Raw genomic sequence first — 19,025 nt, forward strand, 5'->3', positions numbered from 1 at the left:
GACAAAAATCTTTAATTATTCGTTAACAGACACCTCGTGTATGCCTGGCTGATCGAATTTTACAGATTCCACCTTTCCGGTAATCGCATTCATGCATTGAATCACATCCCCTTCTGTATTCTGCACTTTTACAGTCCAGCCGTTGCCATTTCTTTCGACAGACAAGACATCGGTCGTGTTGGATGCCGGCATGACTGCCAATCCTTCAGAACAGTGGATTGTCTCAATATGATAACGGCGGACGGAAACAGGGAATTTCCTGCCATTATAGACAAAGGTAGCCGGACGCTGCTCCCGGTCGCTCGACCAATCGGCATTCAGCAAATAAATAGTACGGCGGCCGGGACTGTCCCAAGCGGTAAAACCGACGGAAGGAGATGCTTCCATCCAGCCTTTGTCCGTCTCTTCGCCGGCGGTTTTTCCTGCAATCTCTTTCATGGCTGCGACATAACCGGCTTGCAGGTTCGTTTCGGCCGGATAGGCTTTCTGCGGAAAATAGACAATCTTGCCCAGACCGTAAGCGATTTCTGTTTTTGCGGTCAACTGCTGATAGTTGTCACCCAACATCTCGCGGATAACGGCATCATCGGCCGGGAAGCGGACAGGCTGGTCCGGTTGCAGTTCGGCATTCAGATGGGCAGCCGACAGCAGAAGTGTCCCGCCATTGAAGACAAAGTCCCGGATACGCAGGAAATCGCCCGCGTCATAACTGTTCCATCCTAAGAATACCAGCGCCTTATACCGGTTCATCACATCCTGCGGAGCCTCGACGGGCAACAGGTCGACCGTTCCGTAAGGCGTAGAAGTGAACCAACCTTCCGGGCCGCATCCGTCCACGATATTATCCGGATAAAAGACACGGAGCAGGTCGAAGCTTTCACAGGCCTTATCGAACTTCCATTTGTCGCCTTTCTGCGACCACAAACTACCGCGCCCGAAAGATTTCCAGGCGTCATTGCGCCCCTGGATCACGGCTATGTTACTTTTCAGATCGCCGCGACGGGAATGCGTTTCCACGAAGTTCAGCATCTGATGCTGGGCGAACAGATGCTCCTTGCCGGAAACCGAATAGCGGTCGTTCATGTATTCATCCGTCCACAGCGCCTCTTCCGTATTCATGTGGGAAGAGCCATGCATATAGGCAACAGCCAGCGACATGTACAAACGCAGGGAATGCTTCGGATCGGTAAACGGCCCCGAACCCCATTGCATGGCGTGAAGCGTGCCGTAAAGCGGACGGCTGTATGCACGCGACGCTCCGCGCAACGAAGAGAGGATGATTTCTTCCGGCCCGTACATCTGCTCGGCTCCCAACCAGTTATAGCCGGCCTGATACAGATAGCGGAACAAGGTGGACGGCCCTGTATGGCGGGTGCTTTCTCCTTTCGAATAGCGGAAATTGGAAACGAGTTTGCGGGCGCCGTCGGCCATATCCGTCACGCCTTCCGGATCATAATGGATAAAGATTCCGTGATCGGTATAAATCGGGCGATGCTTGGCAAAGATCCCGCCGTAAGGGCGGTTGCGGGCTGCCATGTCGGAGAACACTCCCTGATAGAGGAAATGTTGCCAGTAATAATATCCGCCGTCATTCTCATGCGCCTGTTTGCCGCGAAACATCGGAGAGGCGAGGGTTTCCAACGACGGGTTGATCCGGCTGCCTGCGAGTGTACGGCCTTCCACTTGCCAGGCATATGGTATTTTCAGTTGATCCAGCAGCTTGGTATAATGCCCGATCACAACAGGGTCCGCAATCCGGAAACCACTCCATTGGTAGGACGGGCGGAACTGGTACCAGTTGCCGATCCGGTTGGAGATATACCATTTAAAGAAATAATCGTACGGCGTATATTGCTTGTCGATATAGATTTCATCGCCGGACGAGAGATAAATCTGCTCCGCCTCCTTATCGATCACCTGGCGCACTTCCGCCTGCTCCGTACGGCTACCGTCGTCAAACACTAACGGGACGGCATGGCCGGCTTCACCGGCACGCAATTCGACGACATGCAAGCCGGGCTCTTCAAACATACATTCCTGTTCGGCCGGCGTAACCGCACCGGCGGCTTTTACTTTCAGGCAGACATTCGGTTTGTTGGTTTCCACCAAAACACCGAAAGAGGCATTCTTCGTCACATATTCGGGCACGGAAATCACTTCGTAGTCGCGGGCAGTCTCTTCGATAAGCTCCAACCCGCGCAGTTCATACGCATAGGCGGCACGGTGAGGTTCTTTCAGGAGCGTCAGCCTGATCTCGCCATTCCCTTGCACAGAGGCGGGCAGCGGAATATAGAAGTCTGCGACATCGGAGGCGCGGTCGAAGATATTTCCTTGAAAAACAGTCTTGCCATTAAATTCAAGCTTCCACATCGGCCAGCTTCGGGTTGCCAGGTTGCAACCGATCCAGTAATTATAATTGTCCGTCTTCCGGGCGAACTTGGTAAAAGGAATCGAGCAAACCGCCTTCTTGTTTTGCGTCAGACGGGGAGCTTCCACCCAGCATTCACCGCTGAAACGGGTGCCGCCAACACGGAGGAAAGCACAGGCTACATTCTCCGGCAAGGAGAAGGTCTGCGACACCGCCTGATATTTTCCCGTACCGACCGGAACCGGCATATAAAGCAAAGAGTCCGGCTTGTCATAAATATCGTCGGCAGCCCGTCCCGGCTTCCGGTAGAACAATTCGATCGCGACGCCGAAATCACCGTCCGGAGAAAGGGCCAGGTCTTGTTTCTTTACAACCGGAAGCGTAACTGTCAGCTCGCCCGGTTGCAACAGCTCACCGGAAATACGGTAATAGGCATGACGCTCGAAAGGATCGTTTTCACCTTTGAAGTAGAGTGAATAGCGGTCTTTCTTCCGGATAATGGAATCGAGATTATCATCGATATAGAACTCGGACCTGCGGAACATCTCTTCCCCTCTGCTTTGAAAGGGTGCAGGCATCCGAACACCGCCAATCACGCGCAGGAACTTCCGCACAGGGATTCCGGATTGACCGAAAGATACAGGCTCGGAGAGGCTTTGCCCGGGTTGAAGAAGGTATGCTTTTTCTCCTCCGGAAGGGGTGAAAATGATCGTTCTTGTCTCTTTCCAGGAAGAAACAGCATACACCTGAAGCGCGGAAAGGGCCATCAGGCATAAAAGGATACATGTTTTTTTCATACTGACTTAATGGTGATGTTTTTCGTTTAAACTACTTCCCAAAAGTACGATTTATTTCCGTATTATTATAACTCATAGTTTTTATGTACTTTTGTGCATCCTAATTAGAAGTATTAAGGCAGCAGAGATGATAGTTGTTAGAGACACGGAGATATTGAAAGGTAAAAGACTGGTAGCGACTATCGGTTTTTTCGATGGGGTTCATTTGGGACACTGTTTTCTGATTCATGAACTGAAGCAGGTGGCTGAAGCCGCCGGATTGCCTTCCGCCGTCATCACGTTCCCCGAACATCCGCGTGCAGTCTTGCATTCGGACTATCAGCCGAAGCTGCTCAATTCATTCGAAGAGAAGCTGAAACACCTTGATTCCACGGGGATCGACTACTGCATCGTACTGGATTTCACCCCCGAGCTGTCGCGCCTGAGTGCCAAAGAGTTTATAATGTCCGTGCTGGCAAACCAACTGCAGGTCGGCACGTTGCTGATCGGCTACGACCACCGCTTCGGACATAACCGGGAAGATGGCTTCGAGCAATATGTCGCTTACGGGGAATCTTGCGGCATCCGGGTCATAAAAGCCTCACAATACAGCGAAGGGGAAGCGGCTGTCAGCTCTTCCGAAATACGCCGGCTTCTTACGGAATGCAAGGTGGAAGAGGCCGCCCGCCTGCTTGGTTATCCGTACCAGTTGAAGGGGCGTATCGTCAGCGGTTACAAAGTAGGCCGCAAATTAGGCTTTCCGACTGCCAATATACAAGTGGACGAGCCGTTCAAGATCATTCCGGGGATCGGTGTCTATGCTGTCTGGGTCTACCTGAACGGACTGCGTTACAAAGGCATGCTCTACATCGGCAACCGCCCGACATTGGACAACGGAGACAATATCACGTTAGAAGTAAACATCCTGAACTTCTCCGGCGACATCTACAATAACGAAATAACCGTCCAGTTCATCAACCACGTACGAGGCGACATCAAATTCAACTCCCTCGACGAACTGATCGCTCAGTTAGGAAAGGACCGGGAGACGGTGGATAAAATATTAACTCATTAAACAAAGGAGAGCTGTCTATCTACTCTCTCCGCCCCAACGAATAAAGATCAGCAGCAGTTACTCCTGTGTCAGCTCTTCCCTTAGCTTTTCCACTCCGGGGAAGCCTGTCACTTTATAAGAGATTTCTCCTTCACGGTTCACTATGAAGTAAGTCGGGATACCGGGATATTCGTATAATGTGCTCAATGCCGCACTTTGCTGATTGGTAATCCGATGATGAATGCCATGTATGTCAGGTATCATCAGTTTCCATTTTCCTTCGGGAGAGGTTTCATCGGCGATATACAAATACACGATATCTTTCAATTCCTCCTTCAAAGGTTGCAAACTCTTCATTGCCCGTATGCAGGGGCCGCACCAGGTATTCCACATATCAATCAGTACCACCTTGCCACGGTAAGGGCGGGTGACGACCTGCAACAAGCTATCCGCTCCAATCTCCTTGTCTACTTCGACAACGGTATAGCCTGCCTTGTTCTTCACTGCTTCCAGCCGGTCTTCAACCTGCCGGCTCTTGTCATAGAATACCTGCCTGAGCTGCGGCGCGGCAATACTGTCCACCGTGAGCCGCTCTTCAGCCGTCAGCGGCATCTGGTTGTTCAGGCTTCGCGAAGCACGCTTGCCCAACAGGATATCGTTCCAGATTGGCTCCACCTCAAACCGCCCATGTAGCCAGCCACTGGTTGCCAACCTGACAAAGTCGGTATAGAAACCATAATACTTCAGATAAGGAGAATGCAGAATATCCAGATCGAGAATTTCTTTGAAATAGGTAGTACTGTCCACCGTCATATCCGCCCGCTTCACACCTTTCTTACCAGAGAACAGCGGTGCATAGCTGAGGTTGTGCTTAAAACTGTTTATGCAACTGAACAGAGACATATCCATATTGGCCTTTACATACGTGCGGCACGCCTGGCTCAGCCCTTTCTTTTCATCCAGCCGTTTCCGATAGCTGCCATAGATTTTAAAGATATATTTCTTGTAGGCAGAGGGCGTCATGCCGCAAATATCCGAAAAGAAATCCTCGCCTCCCGAAAGGTTCATCCAGCCTCCTGCATCCAGCAGTTCCGTATTCAGCGCGGCATAATCTCCTTCAAACCACACGCGCCTTTCTGCAGCGCCTTTCAGTTTATTTCTGAACAAATGGCTTTGTGACATAAATATCTCCGGCATATTCAAAGTGATATTCAACTCACCCCCCGGCACCAGAAACAGGCTCAACTCCCAACTCCCCACCCGCAGCCTGCCGCCACAAGGCATCAGCACATCCGCTTCGTAGCGAAATGTACCATCGTCGGCTATGGGAATCGGTTCACCAAGAAAACTGTAGAAGAACCAATGAGAATTACTGAAATTCAGCTTCACGCCATATTCAGGCTTATAACCCAGCAACTGCCCTTTCACGATAGCCTTTCCACAATTCAGCTCCGGGGCTGGCAACGGCAATGAATAATCCAAGTGCAGGTTCAGCAGTCTTTCCGGTATATCCGGCTGGGGGTTCTTACCATCCAAGCGGACACCATAAATGTTCCAGCCCTCCCCTTCGGCAGGTGTTTCTATATAATCGAAACTTTCGGTATCTTCCGGCACAGGCATGAACTTCAAGGTTGCAGACAGTTCGCCCGAAGTAGGAATCACAGTCCAGGAGTCTCCTCCGGCAAGACCGGTGCATCCCCAATAAGCATAGTCCTTGCCCGATGCGCGCAATACGGTGGACGGTGCTACCATAACCTTATCGCCCACCATACCATAAATCTTTACCTCCAGCCAGGTAGTGTCTTTTCCGAGCGTCACCTTTTCTATCTCAAGGAAACGTGTGCTGGTTGCCGTGAAGTAAGGCGTCTTCACCGTTTTCTTTGCCTGTAATCCGCAACAGATGCTAATCAGTAGCAAACAGGTTAATCCGATGTTTTTCATAAGCACAAGTTATCAAATATTCTACTTTCAGTTTTTTCCCTTTTCCATCTTTTCTATCAACTGCTTCAACTCATCCAACGAGATATCTTCTTCGCTCACAATAGCCCTTTTTCCCAGAAAAGCCCATGAGTTCTTCTTCTTTCGTTTTTTACAAATATAAAACAAAAAGTCATTGGACGGATGATAAAAAGCGAATGTTTTTTTGGATAGTCTATGATATTATACCATCTTTGCGTAGCTAAATTTATGTTGTGCTGAAAATTATGTACTACGATGCAATTGACATATTGAAAGGGATGATTGCCCGGCCTTCTTTCAGCAGGGAAGAGACGGATGTTGCCGATTTCTTGCAACAGACCTGGGAAAAGGCAGGGCATAAGGTGAACCGCAAAGGGAATAACCTGTGGCTGACTGCTCCCGGATTCGATCTGGACAAACCGACTTTGCTGCTTAATTCCCATATCGATACCGTCAAACCGGCTTCCGGATGGACAAAAGACCCGTTCACGCCAGAAGAAACGGAGGACGACCGCCTGTACGGACTTGGCAGTAACGATGCCGGGGCAAGCGTCGTATCACTGTATGAAGCGTTCGGGGCATTGTCGGAAAAGGAACAGCCTTACAACCTGATCTTCTTAGCTTCCTGCGAGGAAGAAGTTTCGGGAAAGAACGGGCTGGAGAGTGCACTTGCGAACCTGCCTCCTATCTCTTTTGCCATTGTCGGCGAACCGACAGGGATGCAGCCGGCTGTGGCGGAAAAAGGGCTGATGGTGCTGGACTGTGTCAGTACCGGCAAGTCCGGACATGCCGCCCGCAACGAAGGTATCAACGCCATCACACTCGCCATGAAAGACATCGAATGGTTCAACACATACCAATTCCCGGAAAAAAGCGACTTCCTCGGCCCGGTAAAGATGAGTGTGACAATTATCCATGCCGGCACGCAGCACAACGTCGTTCCCGACCGCTGCGAATTTACCGTCGACATCCGCACGAATGAGTTCTACCCGAACGAGAAACTGTTCGAGCTTATCAAGGAACAGGTATCATGTACGGTAAATGCACGCAGTTTCCGTCTCAACTCTACACGTACGCCACTGGATCATCCTTTTGTACAGAGAGCGATATTAATGGGGAAAGAACCGTTCGGTTCGCCTACTTTAAGCGATCAGGCATTGATGCCATTCCCGTCGGTAAAAATCGGTCCGGGAAATTCCGCTCGTTCTCACACTGCTGATGAATATATCGAATTAATGGAAATAAGAGAGGCTATTGATACCTATATCCGGCTATTGGATGGTTTGCAATTATAATCACATGAATTTTGCGGTTGTACAGTCCCATTCGTGAGGACCGGATTGGGGCTTATAAACCAGCCCCTCCGAGGCTTGGCTGACTACCATATTGGATGGGACATCTTCCCGTATAGTACAACCTGCGCCGATTACAACATTATCTCCGATGTGAACGCCTGCCAATATAGCACAGTTAGCACCTATCCACACATTATTACCAATAACAATTCCCCGCTTATATCCTACCTTTCTGAAGTCCCGCTTATAATGATTAACCGTAGAAATTACCGTATTAGGAGCAATTTCTACATTATTTCCGATCTTTAATCCGCCATGTGCATTGATATAAACTCCTTTGCAGTCTCCGGGATCACAACAGATTCCTTTTTCTATTTTTTGCCATTCAATAATCTGGCTGGTGAAATGTACAGGCCACGGCACACTTCTGTTTATACCGACAATTTTCTGCATCAAGAAATAGTGAACAAAAATATATGTATATGTAACATATCCATCCTGACGTTGAAAGCGAGGGTATGCCCAATGTATCAACATCCGGAAAAAAGGTTCCAAGATTATTTTGAGTAATTTCTTCATGCTTGATATTTTTTAATCCTGTTCTTCATGTACAAGTCTAACAAAACATAATGCAAAGCTCCTATAACCGATGTTGCTAATAATACATACTTAAACTCAAAACCGGCTCCTAACAGAAAAACCAATACCTGGCTTACAACAAGCGAAACATTAAAGAAGAGCATTAGTTTTTGCCGACGCAGTATATCCGCAATAGAACTTATCGGTGAATATAATGCGTTAAACAATACAAAGATAGCAAAATACCGAACCATATCTCCCGATTCCGCCCATTTTACCCCGAACAAAAAGGAAAACAATTGTGGGCCGAATACAAAAAAGATAATCAACAAAGGAAAAACAAATGTCAATATCATCTTCTGGATACGCAATGTAAACGGATATAATTCATAAGGCCGGCGCTGATACATCTCACTCGCTTCTTTTTTATACACTTTCCCTATTGCAAGGATAATAAGTTGATGGGTAACCGTATGACCGAATTCGCGAAAAAATAAAGTCCTGCAACTTCCAACGGATAAAAGAAGGTAATAAGCAAAGGCAATCCCAACAATGCAAAAGCATTAAACAGATTTCCAATGCTTGCATATATGGCAAAATCGCGATATTCCCAAGCAAACGCCTTCATTTTTGACCATGAGAGACTACGGAATAAACCACATTTTAGGTTTTCCGACAAATAAAGGTAGACAAAATAAGCAACGGCAATAACATAACCTATAAAAGTTCCCCAGATCAATCCCGAAGAAATACCTATATAACCGAACATAAGTTTCCATACGGGAATAGACAACCCTTGCGTAAGCTGTCCTGCTACCATCTTTTTATATGCCCTCATACGGTTATACCAACTGGTTAATCCGTTTATCCATCCCATTATCAAAATCACCGGAGGGACCAGCCAAAATATATTATAATCCGGCACACTCAATATTCCGGAAAAGAATGGCCTGAATAAAAACAAGACAACAAAACTTATTATCCCTATCACAACAGAGGATAAGAGAGAGAGGAATAACATGGTACGCGCCTCGCCTTGCCTGCGGGACATGACAACTACATAATCATAATTAAGAGTAGCTACCACACCTCCAATACCTATCACAGACATAAAGACAGATAATTCTCCAAACTCAGCTTTTGTATAAATACGTGCCAAAAAAAGTTGGATAACGACAGGTATAAGCTGAGCGATACCTGTACCTGAAAATAAGAGCAGGATATTCCGGAAAACCGGATTATCGGTCCATCGTTCCATATATTTTATGAGCGGATTCATAGGAATCGTCTGTTAATCCAGCCAAGGAGCAGGATTGAGTTTCGTTTTTTCCTTCCAAAGCTGGAAATGGAGGATCGTTGCGTTGCCGTCTTCGGTATCGGTAAAGATCTTGCCGATGGCCTGCCGGGTGCTGACCTTATCGCCTGCCTTTACATACACCTGGCTCAGGTTGCTATAAACAGTCAGGTAGTTACCATGCCGGATAATGACCGAATTATTGTAGCCCGGCACCACGAATACACGCGTCACTTCACCATTAAACACCGCACGGGCATCTGCGCCCGGAGAGGTCTGGATGTCGATACCGCTGTTATTCGTACGGACATATTTCAATTCCTGGTGCTGCTGTTCACCAAAGGTAGCCACAATCGTATGGCGACCGGAGACGGGATAAGGCAGGCGCCCTTTGTTGCCGGCAAAGTTGTCGGACAGTTGTTTCTCGGCTTTCGTCATGGCATATCCGCCCTTCGTATCGGCAACACGCTCTTCGCGCACCGGCTCTGTTTCGGGTTTTGTATCCGGGACTTTCTTACCTGAAGCGGCTGCTTTTTCACGCGCCAGCCGATCCCGTTCGGCACGGGCGGCACGTTCGCGGGCAGCTTTGGCTTCGGCCTCGGCACGGGCTATTTCGGCGGCAATCTGCTTTTCGATCTGGCGGTTCAGGGCATCGGCCTGTTGTTTCTTCTTCTTCAGGTCGGCTTGCAATTGCTTTTGTTTCTTGTTGAGTTGCTGCACTTCGGCCTTCTGGCTGGACTCTTCCGTCTGCAACTTGCGGCTTTCGTCTTCACGTGCGCTCAACAAAGCATTCTTTTCGGAACGGGTCTTTTCCAGTTCCTTCTGCTTATAAGCGATTTCCTTCTGTTTGTCGATTATCTCGGAAGCCTGCCTCTTCTGCCAGTCGGCATACTCACGCAGGTAACGCATACGGCGGAGGGATTGCGCAAAATTGTCGGCCGAAAGGATAAACAGCAGCTTATCTTGCGAACTGCGCCGTTTATACATGCTTTGCACCGATTTCCCGTAATTTTGCCGTTTACCGCCCAACTCCTTTTCCAACTGCGAGATCTCGCGGCGTGAAGCGGCAATCTGTTTGTCTATCTCGCCGATCTCCTGGTTCAGCAGGCTGATCACCTGTTTGCGGGAAAGGATTTGTTTGGAGAGCAGGTTCAGGCGGTTCAACGAGTTGCGCGCCGTCTGCCGCGCCTCGTCTAAAAGCTGGTTGGTCATCTCGATCTCGGCAAGCGCAGCTTACGTTGCTTTTCAAGTTCACGAACCCTTGCGGAGTTCTGTGCACAAGCAGCGCTTACCGACAAGACGAATATGACGAACCAGAGAAATCTCATTTACATTTTAGTATTACTCAATGACTTGATAATCTGCGCCAACGTAATCCGGTTATATTTGGCCGGTATGGAGAAGTCCATCTTTACCGGGACATTTGTCTGCACACGCGAGAAATGCATGGTAATGCCGCCTTGTGAAGCGCCTTCCTTCAGCACCTGCACATCCATCTTCATCGGGAACGGTTGGCCGTCCGCCATCCGGAAATCGGTATAATTCCATTGCAGGGCGTAACGGTCGGAAGGATCGGAAATACCGGTGGAAAGTATCTTTTCTTCCCCGTCCGCCATAAAGGTGTACAGCAATCCCATGACATCCTTGACCTGTATCTCGGCTGCCGGACCGTCCTGCTTCAATTTGAAGCGGCTATACTGTTTCGGACTGATCGTCTGTTGTCCGGGCAGGAATAACTGGTTGGTGAAAAGAGCCTGGAGATTATAGAAGTTGAAATCGATCGGCATCTGTCCTTTCAGGTTGGCATAGTTGTCGGCTACATAACGCTTGTTCATCCGGTCGATCACCTTCACACTGTCCACACTGATCTCGGCACGAAAGACTTCGATCCCTAAAAACGGCTGTACGGAGAGTTGGAAAGCACTGTCTTTCACCATCTTCAGGTCGACACGCGAGCTCATGCTGTTTCCCGGCAAGTTTAAGTCCACATTCAAGCGGGCAGTCAACGTCTCATAGCGGAACGCCTGTTCCTGCACCAGCTCGAAAAATTCGTTGTGCGCTTTCGCCCCGCCGGCTTCGACGGTCCCTACTTTTTTAGTCGTCTTACAACCCGTCAGAAGCAGAGCTGTAAAAAGGACGAATGCAAGGGCAAGGTGAGTCTTATTCATTCGGAACCTCCTCTTCTATATAAGTTTCTTCCGCAATCTTGCGGTCCAGCACGTCGCTTACTTTTCCCATCTCTTTGGCTTTCTTCCACTGCTCGAGGGCCTTTTCCTTATCGCCGCTCATAAAGAGGATGTCGCCGTAGTGGTCTATCAGTTCCGTACTTTTAGTCGTATCGTTAGCCAGCGCATTCTCGATATAGATTTTCGCCAGCGTATAATTGCCCTGAACAAAGAATATCCAGGCATAAGTATCGAGATAAGTCGAGTTGTTCGGTTCCAGTTTCACCGCCAGCGCACTCATCCGTTCCGCCTTTTTCAAGTCTTTCTTTTCCAAAGAGAGGAAATAGGCGTAGTTGTTGAGGACGACTACATTCTTATCATTGTATTTCAGAGCGTCATCATAGGCTTTATAAGCTTCCGGCATATTCTTGATCTGATAGTAGATATCGCCGATCTGTCCGTAGAAATCAGACTTCAAACCCACGTTTGTTTCCGGGATAATATCCAGTCCCGCCCTGTAAGTGTCGAGCGCATCCTGGTATTTCTCCTGTTGGAAATAAGCGATTCCGAGGTAAAAGTAATATTCCGGAGCATCCGGGAAGAGTTCCTGGCAGCGGGTGCAGATACGGATCACTTCGGGAATATCCTCCGATTTCAACGCCAGATTCAGGAGCTGCTGCCAAGCTGTGGCATCCGACGGCTCCATCTCGGTAATCAGCTGGAACTGGAAACGGGCTTCGTCGTTCTTCCCCTGTGCGATAAGCAAGCTGCCGTACATCTGTTTCAGGTCGATATCTTCGGGATGCTGTTCTAACAAGGTCTGGAAGAGGGCGTTCGCACTTTCCGTCCCTTTCTTGGTCTGTTGCAGTTTGAGGATATAGCGGGAAAGGATGCCGACTTTCGTTTCGACGTCCAACTTATCGTTTACCAGCGCATTGCGTATCTGTGTCTCGGCAGCGTCCTTATCGCCCACCACCTCGTAGTAGTTTGCCATCGAGACGATGTAATAGGGACTTTCCGGATCGATAGCATGCGCCTTTCTGTAATATTCCAACGCCTTAATGGTGTCGTTCTTTTCCAGGTGCAAATCCCCCAAAATGATCTGGTAGCGGGATTCCATCGGGAACTTGGCGGCCAGCTTTTCCACTTCTTTGAAGGCGTTGCCGGTTTGCTCCAAAGCATTATAGAGCTTGTATTTCTGCATCGAAAGCGCTTCACTCATACCGATCGACGACTCGAGCGCATCATAGGCCTCGATCGCCTCGCCCAACTCGCCTTCCTGCGTGAGTGCATCCGCTAAGTAGTAGTTCAGTTCCGGCTTCCCGGGATAATCCTTTACCAGCTTCTTATACTCTTCGGCTGCTTCACCGAACATGCCGAGGTTACGGCTCATTGTTGCCAGCGCCAGGCGGTAAGTGAAGTTATCGGAACTGTAGGCGACCGCCTTCCGCAGCATATCCAACGACTTCTCCGGACGGTTCAACTGGGCATAAAAGGAAGATAGTTCGTATAACACGGCCGAAGCGGTCGAATCGATTGCCAGACAATGGTTAAAAGCATCGTAGGCGGCATCGAACTTTCCTGCCGTCTTCAAGTTTAGTCCTTCATAAAAGAAGTAGTCGAATTTCCGCTGGTCAGCCGCACTGATCCGGGCTGCCTTCTGCGGTGCCTCCGTCGCGGAGTCCTGCGCCATCAGCGGCCGGATGCCTACTGCCAGCAAGATAAAAAGAGATATCGTAATCAGCCGTCTTAGCATCGCATCTTTAATTTTTAATTCTCAATTCTCAATTATTTCCCCGTATGTCCGAATCCACCCGCTCCCCGTTCGGTGTCATCCAGCGCTTCGACGGGTTGCCAAGCCACCTGGCTATGGGTTGTGATAACCATCTGGCAGATACGTTCGCCGTCATTGATGGTGAATGGGTCGGAGGAGAGATTAATCAGGATAATACCGATCTCGCCGCGATAGTCGGCATCGATTGTGCCCGGCGTGTTCAGCAGTGTAATACCATGTTTCAATGCCAGGCCGCTGCGGGGGCGCATCTGGGCTTCGTATCCTTCCGGCAGTGCGATATACAATCCGGTCGGGATCAATTTACGTTCAAGCGGTTTCAACACAACCGGTTCTGTCAGGTTTGCACGGATATCCATTCCGGCCGAGAGCGGAGTTGCATACTGTGGCAACGGATGGTGTGACTTATTTATAATTTTTACTTCCATAAACTCTTTTATTTCCGGGCAAATTTACACAAATATCCCTGATTACCATTCCTAACGGCTTTCATTATTCTTTAAATAATGCTTATCGTTCGTTACCGGGTTAGTCAAGATCGCCTGTAAAATGGCTTTGCAGCACTTCATGGGGGTGTAGTGCCGTACAAGAAGGAACAACCCGGCAGATAGAATGAATCATGCGGAATGCGTGGTTCCTCAACACCTGCACGCTATTCATGTCACAACTGTGAAACAAAAGAAATCCAGCTGTAACACAGAAGGAGGACAGTTGTGACATGAAAAGAATACGGTTGTGACATGCAATAGAAGACCGGAGAAAAGATTGAAAGATTCGGGAGGCAAATTAATTTACCCAATCCCCATTCTCCTTAATCAACTGGATCAGGCGTTCCACCGCTTCCTCTTCCGGGATATTTTTCAGGACACATTCTTTGCCTTTGTAGAGGCTGATGCGGTTCTTGCCGGCACCGACATAGCCGTAATCGGCATCCGCCATCTCGCCGGGACCGTTCACGATGCAGCCCATAATACCGATCTTCAGGCCTTTCAGGTGGGAAGTAGCCTCTTTGATGCGGGCGATTGTCGTTTGCAAGTCGTACAGCGTACGGCCGCAACTCGGACAGGAGATATACTCAGTCTTGCTGATACGGGTACGTGTTGCTTGCAGGATGCCGAACATACAGCTGTCCGTCGTCATGGCTTCGCAGCCTTCGTTGTGCAACATGATACCGTCGCCGAAACCATCCAGAAGCAGCGTTCCGAAATCGGCCGCCGACTTCAGTTGCAACGCTTCGACATCCGTCTCCCTGTAATCGCGATGAAGGATGACGGGCACATCACAGCCGGCTGCCAGCAAACGGTGCATGGCGGCACGCTGCGCACCGACACCGTTCCGGTGATAGGTACTCAAAACTACAATTACGGATTTATCCTGTTTCAGGACTTCGATCACCCGGTCGGTCAGATCACTATATGTCAAGCGGATAAACTTCAGCGGAGTGGAATAGTTCTTCAACTCTTCGACTTCCGAAGCGATGAAGAAAGGATATGCATTCGGACGTTCTTTCCAGAAATGGGCATCCACCAGGAGGCGGAAGCTGTCGGGCAGGTTGTCCGGGTCTTCCTTACCGATATATATATAGTCAGGCAGAGACGCATAGTCAAATTCAAAATCACCGTTACTGCGATCGGAGATGACAACAGGCGGGAAGTTCCCCCCGATCCCTTCCGTCGCACGGCTGCTGCGGCGATCGGCATAGACCGGGTCATAGCCGGAAGCAGGGGAAGCTTCAATCGGCTCATGCCCCTCGCGTTCGAGGATATAATCGACTAACTTGCGGGCTACCGGAATCTCGGCTTCCGGGTCTTCACTCAGGGAAACGCGGATCGTATCGCCTATCCCGTCGGAAAGCAAGGTTCCGATACCGACAGCGCTCTTGATACGTCCGTCTTCGCCGTCACCGGCTTCCGTCACGCCGAGGTGCAAGGGATAATGCATATCTTCGGCTTCCATTGTCCGGACCAACAAGCGGACGGTTTTCACCATGACAACCGTGTTGGAGGCTTTAATGGAAATCACTACGTCGGAGAAGTTCTCATCCCGGCAGATACGCAAGAATTCCATACAGGAGGCAACCATGCCTTCGGGAGTATCGCCGTACCGACTCATAATGCGGTCAGACAGCGAACCATGATTCACGCCAATGCGGATGGCGGTTCCGTGTGCTTTACAGATGTTAAGGAATGGCACGAAACGGTCGCGTATCTTCTGCAACTCTGCGGCATATTCCTCATCGGTATATTCCAGCAGGTCGAATGTCTTTACCTTATCCACGTAGTTTCCGGGATTGATACGGACTTTCTCCACTTCTTCGGCTGCGGCATCGGCTGCACGCGGATTGAAATGGATGTCGGCTACCAGCGGGGTGGTATATCCGGCTTCATTCAGTTGTTTGCGTATCACGCCCAAGTTGCGGGCTTCGCGTTCTCCCTGGGCGGTAAAACGCACATACTCTGATCCGGCCTCGATCATGCGGATGGCCTGACGTACGGCGGCATCGGTATCCATCGTAGAAACGTTTGCCATAGACTGGATACGAATCGGATTGTCGCCCCCGAGCGGGGTGTTACCGATATGAACGACTGAGGATTTACGACGACTGTAGTTAAAAAAATGTTCCATTCTTTCAATTGACAATTGAAAATGGACAATTGACAATTGGAAAGAGACAAGAAACGCAAAGCGTTAAGATATCGCTTGTCGCAATTGTCAATTGCCAATTGTCAATTGTCAATTAATTAGTTTTATACTTAAAAGAAACCTTCGCCAGCTCTTCGTTGGCTTTCACGATTTTCTTTTTCAAGTTTTCCTTGTAAGCGGCCAGCTTGCCTTCGAGCTGTTCGTCTCCAACGGCAAGCATCTGGACTGCCAGGATACCGGCATTCAGGGCACCGTTGATACCGACAGTGGCAACTGGGATTCCCGGAGGCATCTGTACGATAGCCAACAAAGCGTCCATTCCGTCCAGCGTCGAATTGATAGGCACACCAATTACGGGCACAGTCGTCATAGATGCAATCACACCACACAGGTGGGCAGCCATTCCGGCAGCTGCAATAATCACTTTGATACCGCGTCCTTTGGCTCCTTTGGCAAAAGCCTCTACTTCAGCAGGTGTACGGTGGGCAGACAAGGCGTGCATCTCGAACGGGATTTCCATCTCGTCGAGCAGTTTGGCTGCTTTTTCCATTACGGGCAGATCCGAAGTACTGCCCATGATAATGCTTACTACAGGTGTCATTTTGCGATCAGTTGTTCATATTCGGCAGCAGACATCAGCTCGTCCAGTTCGGAAGGATCAGAGATAGATATCTTGATCAGCCATCCGTTGCCATAAACATCTTCATTCACCAATTCGGGTTTGTCGTCCAGCTCGGCGTTTGCTTCGATCACTTCACCGCTAACCGGCATAAACAAGTCGGATACAGTCTTCACAGCCTCGATAGTACCGAAAACTTCTTCTTTTTCAACTGTTTCTCCTTCTGTTGTAATATCGACGAAAACGATTTCGCCAAGTTCGCCCTGTGCATAATCAGTAATACCGACATAAGCAACATTGCCTTCTACACGGATCCATTCATGATCTTTTGTGTACTTTAAATCTGCAGGAAAATTCATAATCTTAGTGTTTTTATTAGATGAATAAATAGATATAACTTAAAAATGATGCAACAAAGGTACATATAAATCCGAGACAAAACCCGGCATATACCTGCATAGGCGTATGTCTTTTCAAAAAGATGCGCGAAGTGCCGACCAGTCCGGCAATCACGATCACGACAATAAAGGCCCAATAAGGATTTATCAGGTGGATACGCGCCACTCCCATAATGCCGCCCAGTAAGCCTCCGATACCGATCGCATGGGCGCTGATCTTCCAGAAAAAGTTAATCAGCAATGCCAATATCAACGATACGCAGGCCCCTAAAAGTAAGGATATAAACCAGAACGGCAACATCATCTTATACATGTAAAAGGCGCAGACCATGATCGAAGTGATAAAGATCAGGTAAGGCACCACGCGTTCGTGGCGGTCGGACAGCTCCATATCGACTGCCGCCCCGTTTTTCACCATCAGAAAGATGAAAGCTCCGGGTATGACTGCCGTCGAAAGGAAAGCACCGCCGGCCAGCAACAGCTTCATTGTCGGTGGATAGATCGCCAGATAGGTGAAAGACAGTGCCAGCACGACACCATACGTCACCATCAGCAACGGATGAAACATCCCGGATATGATATTTGCAAATAACTTCATAACGCTTCAAATTTATATTTCTTTTCTGAGCCGTGCAACCGGAATGCCCAATTGTTCGCGGTATTTGGCTACCGTACGGCGGGCGATGATGTAGCCTTTTTCCTTCAGGATGGAGGCCAGTTCCTCGTCGGTAAGCGGCTTGCGCTTATCTTCGCCGTCGATATGCTCTTTCATAATCTTTTTCACCTCGCGGGTGGATATTTCTTCGCCACTGTCGGTCTGCATCGATTCGGAAAAGAAGTATTTCAGCGGATAGATACCAAAATTCGTCTGCACGTACTTACTGTTGCTCACACGCGAGATGGTCGAAATATCATATCCGGCCCGTTCCGCCACATCTTTGAGGATCATCGGACGCAAAGTCGCCTCGTCGCCGGTCAGGAAGAAGTCGCGTTGCAGGAGAATGATTGTCTCCATCGTACGCTGCAAGGTTTCCTGGCGTTGGCGGATGGCATCGATGAACCATTGGGCGGAGTCGAGCTTCTGCTTTACGAACTGGACAGCTTCCTTCATCTTGGATGTCTGGTTTGCCTTGTTGCCGGCATAATCCTGGAACATCTCGGCATATTCGCGGCTGATGCGCATATCGGGAATCCCCCGGTTATTCATGCTCAGGATCAATTCACCGTTGACAGCTTCCACCACAAAGTCGGGAATCACCTGGCTCAAAGCTGTCTCCATAGAACCGCCCCAGCTGCCGCAAGGTTTAGGATCGAGGGTTGTTATTTCGTGAATGGCCCGTTTCAAGGCAGCTTCGTCTATATCCAATCCGCGGATAATCTTATCGTAATGCTTACGGGTAAACTCCTCAAAATAGTCGGTCAGCATACGGATTGCCAATTCCGTATCGGGCGTTTTCTCGCGACGGGCCAGTTGCAGCAAAAGGCATTCCTGCAAGTTGCGGGCGGCCACGCCTGCCGGATCGAAATCCTGTATAATGGTCAGAACTTCGCCGATCTCTTCTTCTGTCACATCCTGTCCCGCCTGGAATACCAGGTCATCTGCAATGGCAGACAGGTCACGGCGCAGATATCCGTCGTCGTCTATGTTTCCGATAATATATTCGCCGATCTTTACCTGTTTCTCCGGCAAATCGCGCAAGCCAAGCTGCTGGAGCAGATATTCATTGAGAGACTCGCTGACTGAAAAGGGTACGTCTTCTTTCCGTTCGACACGCTCGCTCAATTCGCGGAGTTTGTAATCGGGAATATCGTCTTCACTCATATAATCGCCTAAAGAGAGGTCGGTATCACTCTCCGTTCCTCCATCCATATCGTTAGATGCCAACTCATCACCCCCTTCGTCAGTACGGTCAAAGTCGTCAGTAATCTCCTTCCCTTCTTCCAACGCCGGATTATCCTCCAATTCATGCTTCACGCGTTCCTCCAGCTCGATAGCCGGAAGTTCCAGAAGCCGGATCAACTGGATCTGCTGAGGAGAGAGTTTTTGCTGTAACTTTTGCTGTAACTGTTGTTTCAACATAAT

Annotated in this window: 14 protein-coding genes and 1 pseudogene; 2 read left to right on the top strand and 13 right to left on the bottom strand. The window is 49.2% G+C overall.

Annotated features, from left to right (window positions below; translation table 11 throughout):
* Window positions 1-15 precede the first annotated feature (15 nt).
* Window positions 16-3,165, bottom strand: coding sequence for a hypothetical protein (locus DW083_RS08890; RefSeq protein ID WP_122332125.1), 3,150 nt, complete (start codon window positions 3,163-3,165; stop codon window positions 16-18).
* 127 nt (window positions 3,166-3,292) lie between these two features.
* Here DW083_RS08890 and ribF point away from each other — a divergent pair, with 127 nt between their 5' ends.
* Window positions 3,293-4,219 (top strand): riboflavin biosynthesis protein RibF, encoded by a 927-nt coding sequence (gene ribF / locus DW083_RS08895; protein ID WP_122332126.1) that lies wholly within the window; start codon window positions 3,293-3,295, stop codon window positions 4,217-4,219.
* 57 nt (window positions 4,220-4,276) lie between these two features.
* On the opposite strand, the gene DW083_RS08900 is transcribed toward ribF, so the two are convergent.
* Window positions 4,277-6,139, bottom strand: a complete 1,863-nt coding sequence (locus DW083_RS08900; protein WP_122332127.1) for a TlpA disulfide reductase family protein — start codon at window positions 6,137-6,139, stop codon at window positions 4,277-4,279.
* Between the two features lie 263 nt (window positions 6,140-6,402).
* Between DW083_RS08900 and DW083_RS08905 the strand changes: the two genes are divergently transcribed.
* Window positions 6,403-7,452, top strand: coding sequence for a M20 family metallo-hydrolase (locus DW083_RS08905; protein ID WP_122332128.1), 1,050 nt, complete (start codon window positions 6,403-6,405; stop codon window positions 7,450-7,452).
* On the opposite strand, the gene DW083_RS08910 is transcribed toward DW083_RS08905, so the two are convergent.
* The 11 genes and pseudogenes from DW083_RS08910 to rpoN all read right to left on the bottom strand — a co-directional run bounded on the left by DW083_RS08910 (window position 7,453) and on the right by rpoN (window position 19,022).
* Window positions 7,453-8,031 (bottom strand): acyltransferase, encoded by a 579-nt coding sequence (locus DW083_RS08910; RefSeq protein ID WP_122332129.1) that lies wholly within the window; start codon window positions 8,029-8,031, stop codon window positions 7,453-7,455.
* Window positions 8,032-8,470: 439 nt separating this feature from the next.
* Window positions 8,471-9,310 carry a lipopolysaccharide biosynthesis protein gene (locus DW083_RS08920; RefSeq protein WP_122332131.1) on the bottom strand — a complete coding sequence of 280 codons (840 nt, stop codon included), beginning with the start codon at window positions 9,308-9,310 and terminating at the stop codon, window positions 8,471-8,473.
* A gap of 12 nt (window positions 9,311-9,322) precedes the next feature.
* A pseudogene (locus DW083_RS08925) lies at window positions 9,323-10,653 on the bottom strand (murein hydrolase activator EnvC).
* Complete coding sequence (locus DW083_RS08930; RefSeq protein WP_115498906.1) at window positions 10,654-11,493, bottom strand: DUF4292 domain-containing protein; 840 nt, start codon at window positions 11,491-11,493, stop codon at window positions 10,654-10,656.
* Window positions 11,486-13,183 (bottom strand): tetratricopeptide repeat protein, encoded by a 1,698-nt coding sequence (locus DW083_RS08935; protein ID WP_370038917.1) that lies wholly within the window; start codon window positions 13,181-13,183, stop codon window positions 11,486-11,488. Before DW083_RS08935 ends, DW083_RS08930 begins: the two co-directional genes overlap by 8 nt.
* Before the next feature lie 95 nt (window positions 13,184-13,278).
* Window positions 13,279-13,710: a dUTP diphosphatase gene (gene dut / locus DW083_RS08940; protein WP_115498904.1), complete on the bottom strand. Its 432-nt coding sequence runs from the start codon at window positions 13,708-13,710 to the stop codon at window positions 13,279-13,281.
* Window positions 13,711-14,068: 358 nt separating this feature from the next.
* Window positions 14,069-15,907, bottom strand: a complete 1,839-nt coding sequence (locus DW083_RS08945; RefSeq protein WP_122332133.1) for a 4-hydroxy-3-methylbut-2-en-1-yl diphosphate synthase — start codon at window positions 15,905-15,907, stop codon at window positions 14,069-14,071.
* A gap of 112 nt (window positions 15,908-16,019) precedes the next feature.
* Window positions 16,020-16,526: a 5-(carboxyamino)imidazole ribonucleotide mutase gene (purE, locus tag DW083_RS08950; protein ID WP_115498902.1), complete on the bottom strand. Its 507-nt coding sequence runs from the start codon at window positions 16,524-16,526 to the stop codon at window positions 16,020-16,022.
* Window positions 16,523-16,903 (bottom strand): glycine cleavage system protein GcvH, encoded by a 381-nt coding sequence (gcvH, locus tag DW083_RS08955; protein ID WP_122332134.1) that lies wholly within the window; start codon window positions 16,901-16,903, stop codon window positions 16,523-16,525. Before gcvH ends, purE begins: the two co-directional genes overlap by 4 nt.
* Window positions 16,904-16,919: 16 nt before the next feature.
* The gene (locus DW083_RS08960) at window positions 16,920-17,540 is read right to left on the bottom strand and encodes a hypothetical protein (protein WP_115498900.1); all 621 of its coding nucleotides are present in this window, start codon (window positions 17,538-17,540) and stop codon (window positions 16,920-16,922) included.
* Between the two features lie 12 nt (window positions 17,541-17,552).
* Window positions 17,553-19,022 (bottom strand): RNA polymerase factor sigma-54, encoded by a 1,470-nt coding sequence (gene rpoN, locus DW083_RS08965; RefSeq protein ID WP_122332160.1) that lies wholly within the window; start codon window positions 19,020-19,022, stop codon window positions 17,553-17,555.
* Between the last annotated feature and the right edge of the window lie 3 nt (window positions 19,023-19,025).

Source organism: Parabacteroides sp. AF48-14 (assembly GCF_003477465.1).
GTDB lineage: Bacteria > Bacteroidota > Bacteroidia > Bacteroidales > Tannerellaceae > Parabacteroides > Parabacteroides acidifaciens.

Bases quoted from the DNA above. Each gene is read 5' to 3' on its own strand.
- DW083_RS08890 (WP_122332125.1), bottom strand. From the start codon at position 3,165: ATGAAAAAAACATGTATCCTTTTATGCCTGATGGCCCTTTCCGCGCTT.
- ribF (WP_122332126.1), top strand. From the start codon at position 3,293: ATGATAGTTGTTAGAGACACGGAGATATTGAAAGGTAAAAGACTGGTA.
- DW083_RS08900 (WP_122332127.1), bottom strand. From the start codon at position 6,139: ATGAAAAACATCGGATTAACCTGTTTGCTACTGATTAGCATCTGTTGC.
- DW083_RS08905 (WP_122332128.1), top strand. From the start codon at position 6,403: ATGTACTACGATGCAATTGACATATTGAAAGGGATGATTGCCCGGCCT.
- DW083_RS08910 (WP_122332129.1), bottom strand. From the start codon at position 8,031: ATGAAGAAATTACTCAAAATAATCTTGGAACCTTTTTTCCGGATGTTG.
- DW083_RS08920 (WP_122332131.1), bottom strand. From the start codon at position 9,310: ATGAATCCGCTCATAAAATATATGGAACGATGGACCGATAATCCGGTT.
- DW083_RS08930 (WP_115498906.1), bottom strand. From the start codon at position 11,493: ATGAATAAGACTCACCTTGCCCTTGCATTCGTCCTTTTTACAGCTCTG.
- DW083_RS08935 (WP_370038917.1), bottom strand. From the start codon at position 13,183: ATGGCGCAGGACTCCGCGACGGAGGCACCGCAGAAGGCAGCCCGGATC.
- dut (WP_115498904.1), bottom strand. From the start codon at position 13,710: ATGGAAGTAAAAATTATAAATAAGTCACACCATCCGTTGCCACAGTAT.
- DW083_RS08945 (WP_122332133.1), bottom strand. From the start codon at position 15,907: ATGGAACATTTTTTTAACTACAGTCGTCGTAAATCCTCAGTCGTTCAT.
- purE (WP_115498902.1), bottom strand. From the start codon at position 16,526: ATGACACCTGTAGTAAGCATTATCATGGGCAGTACTTCGGATCTGCCC.
- gcvH (WP_122332134.1), bottom strand. From the start codon at position 16,903: ATGAATTTTCCTGCAGATTTAAAGTACACAAAAGATCATGAATGGATC.
- DW083_RS08960 (WP_115498900.1), bottom strand. From the start codon at position 17,540: ATGAAGTTATTTGCAAATATCATATCCGGGATGTTTCATCCGTTGCTG.
- rpoN (WP_122332160.1), bottom strand. From the start codon at position 19,022: ATGTTGAAACAACAGTTACAGCAAAAGTTACAGCAAAAACTCTCTCCT.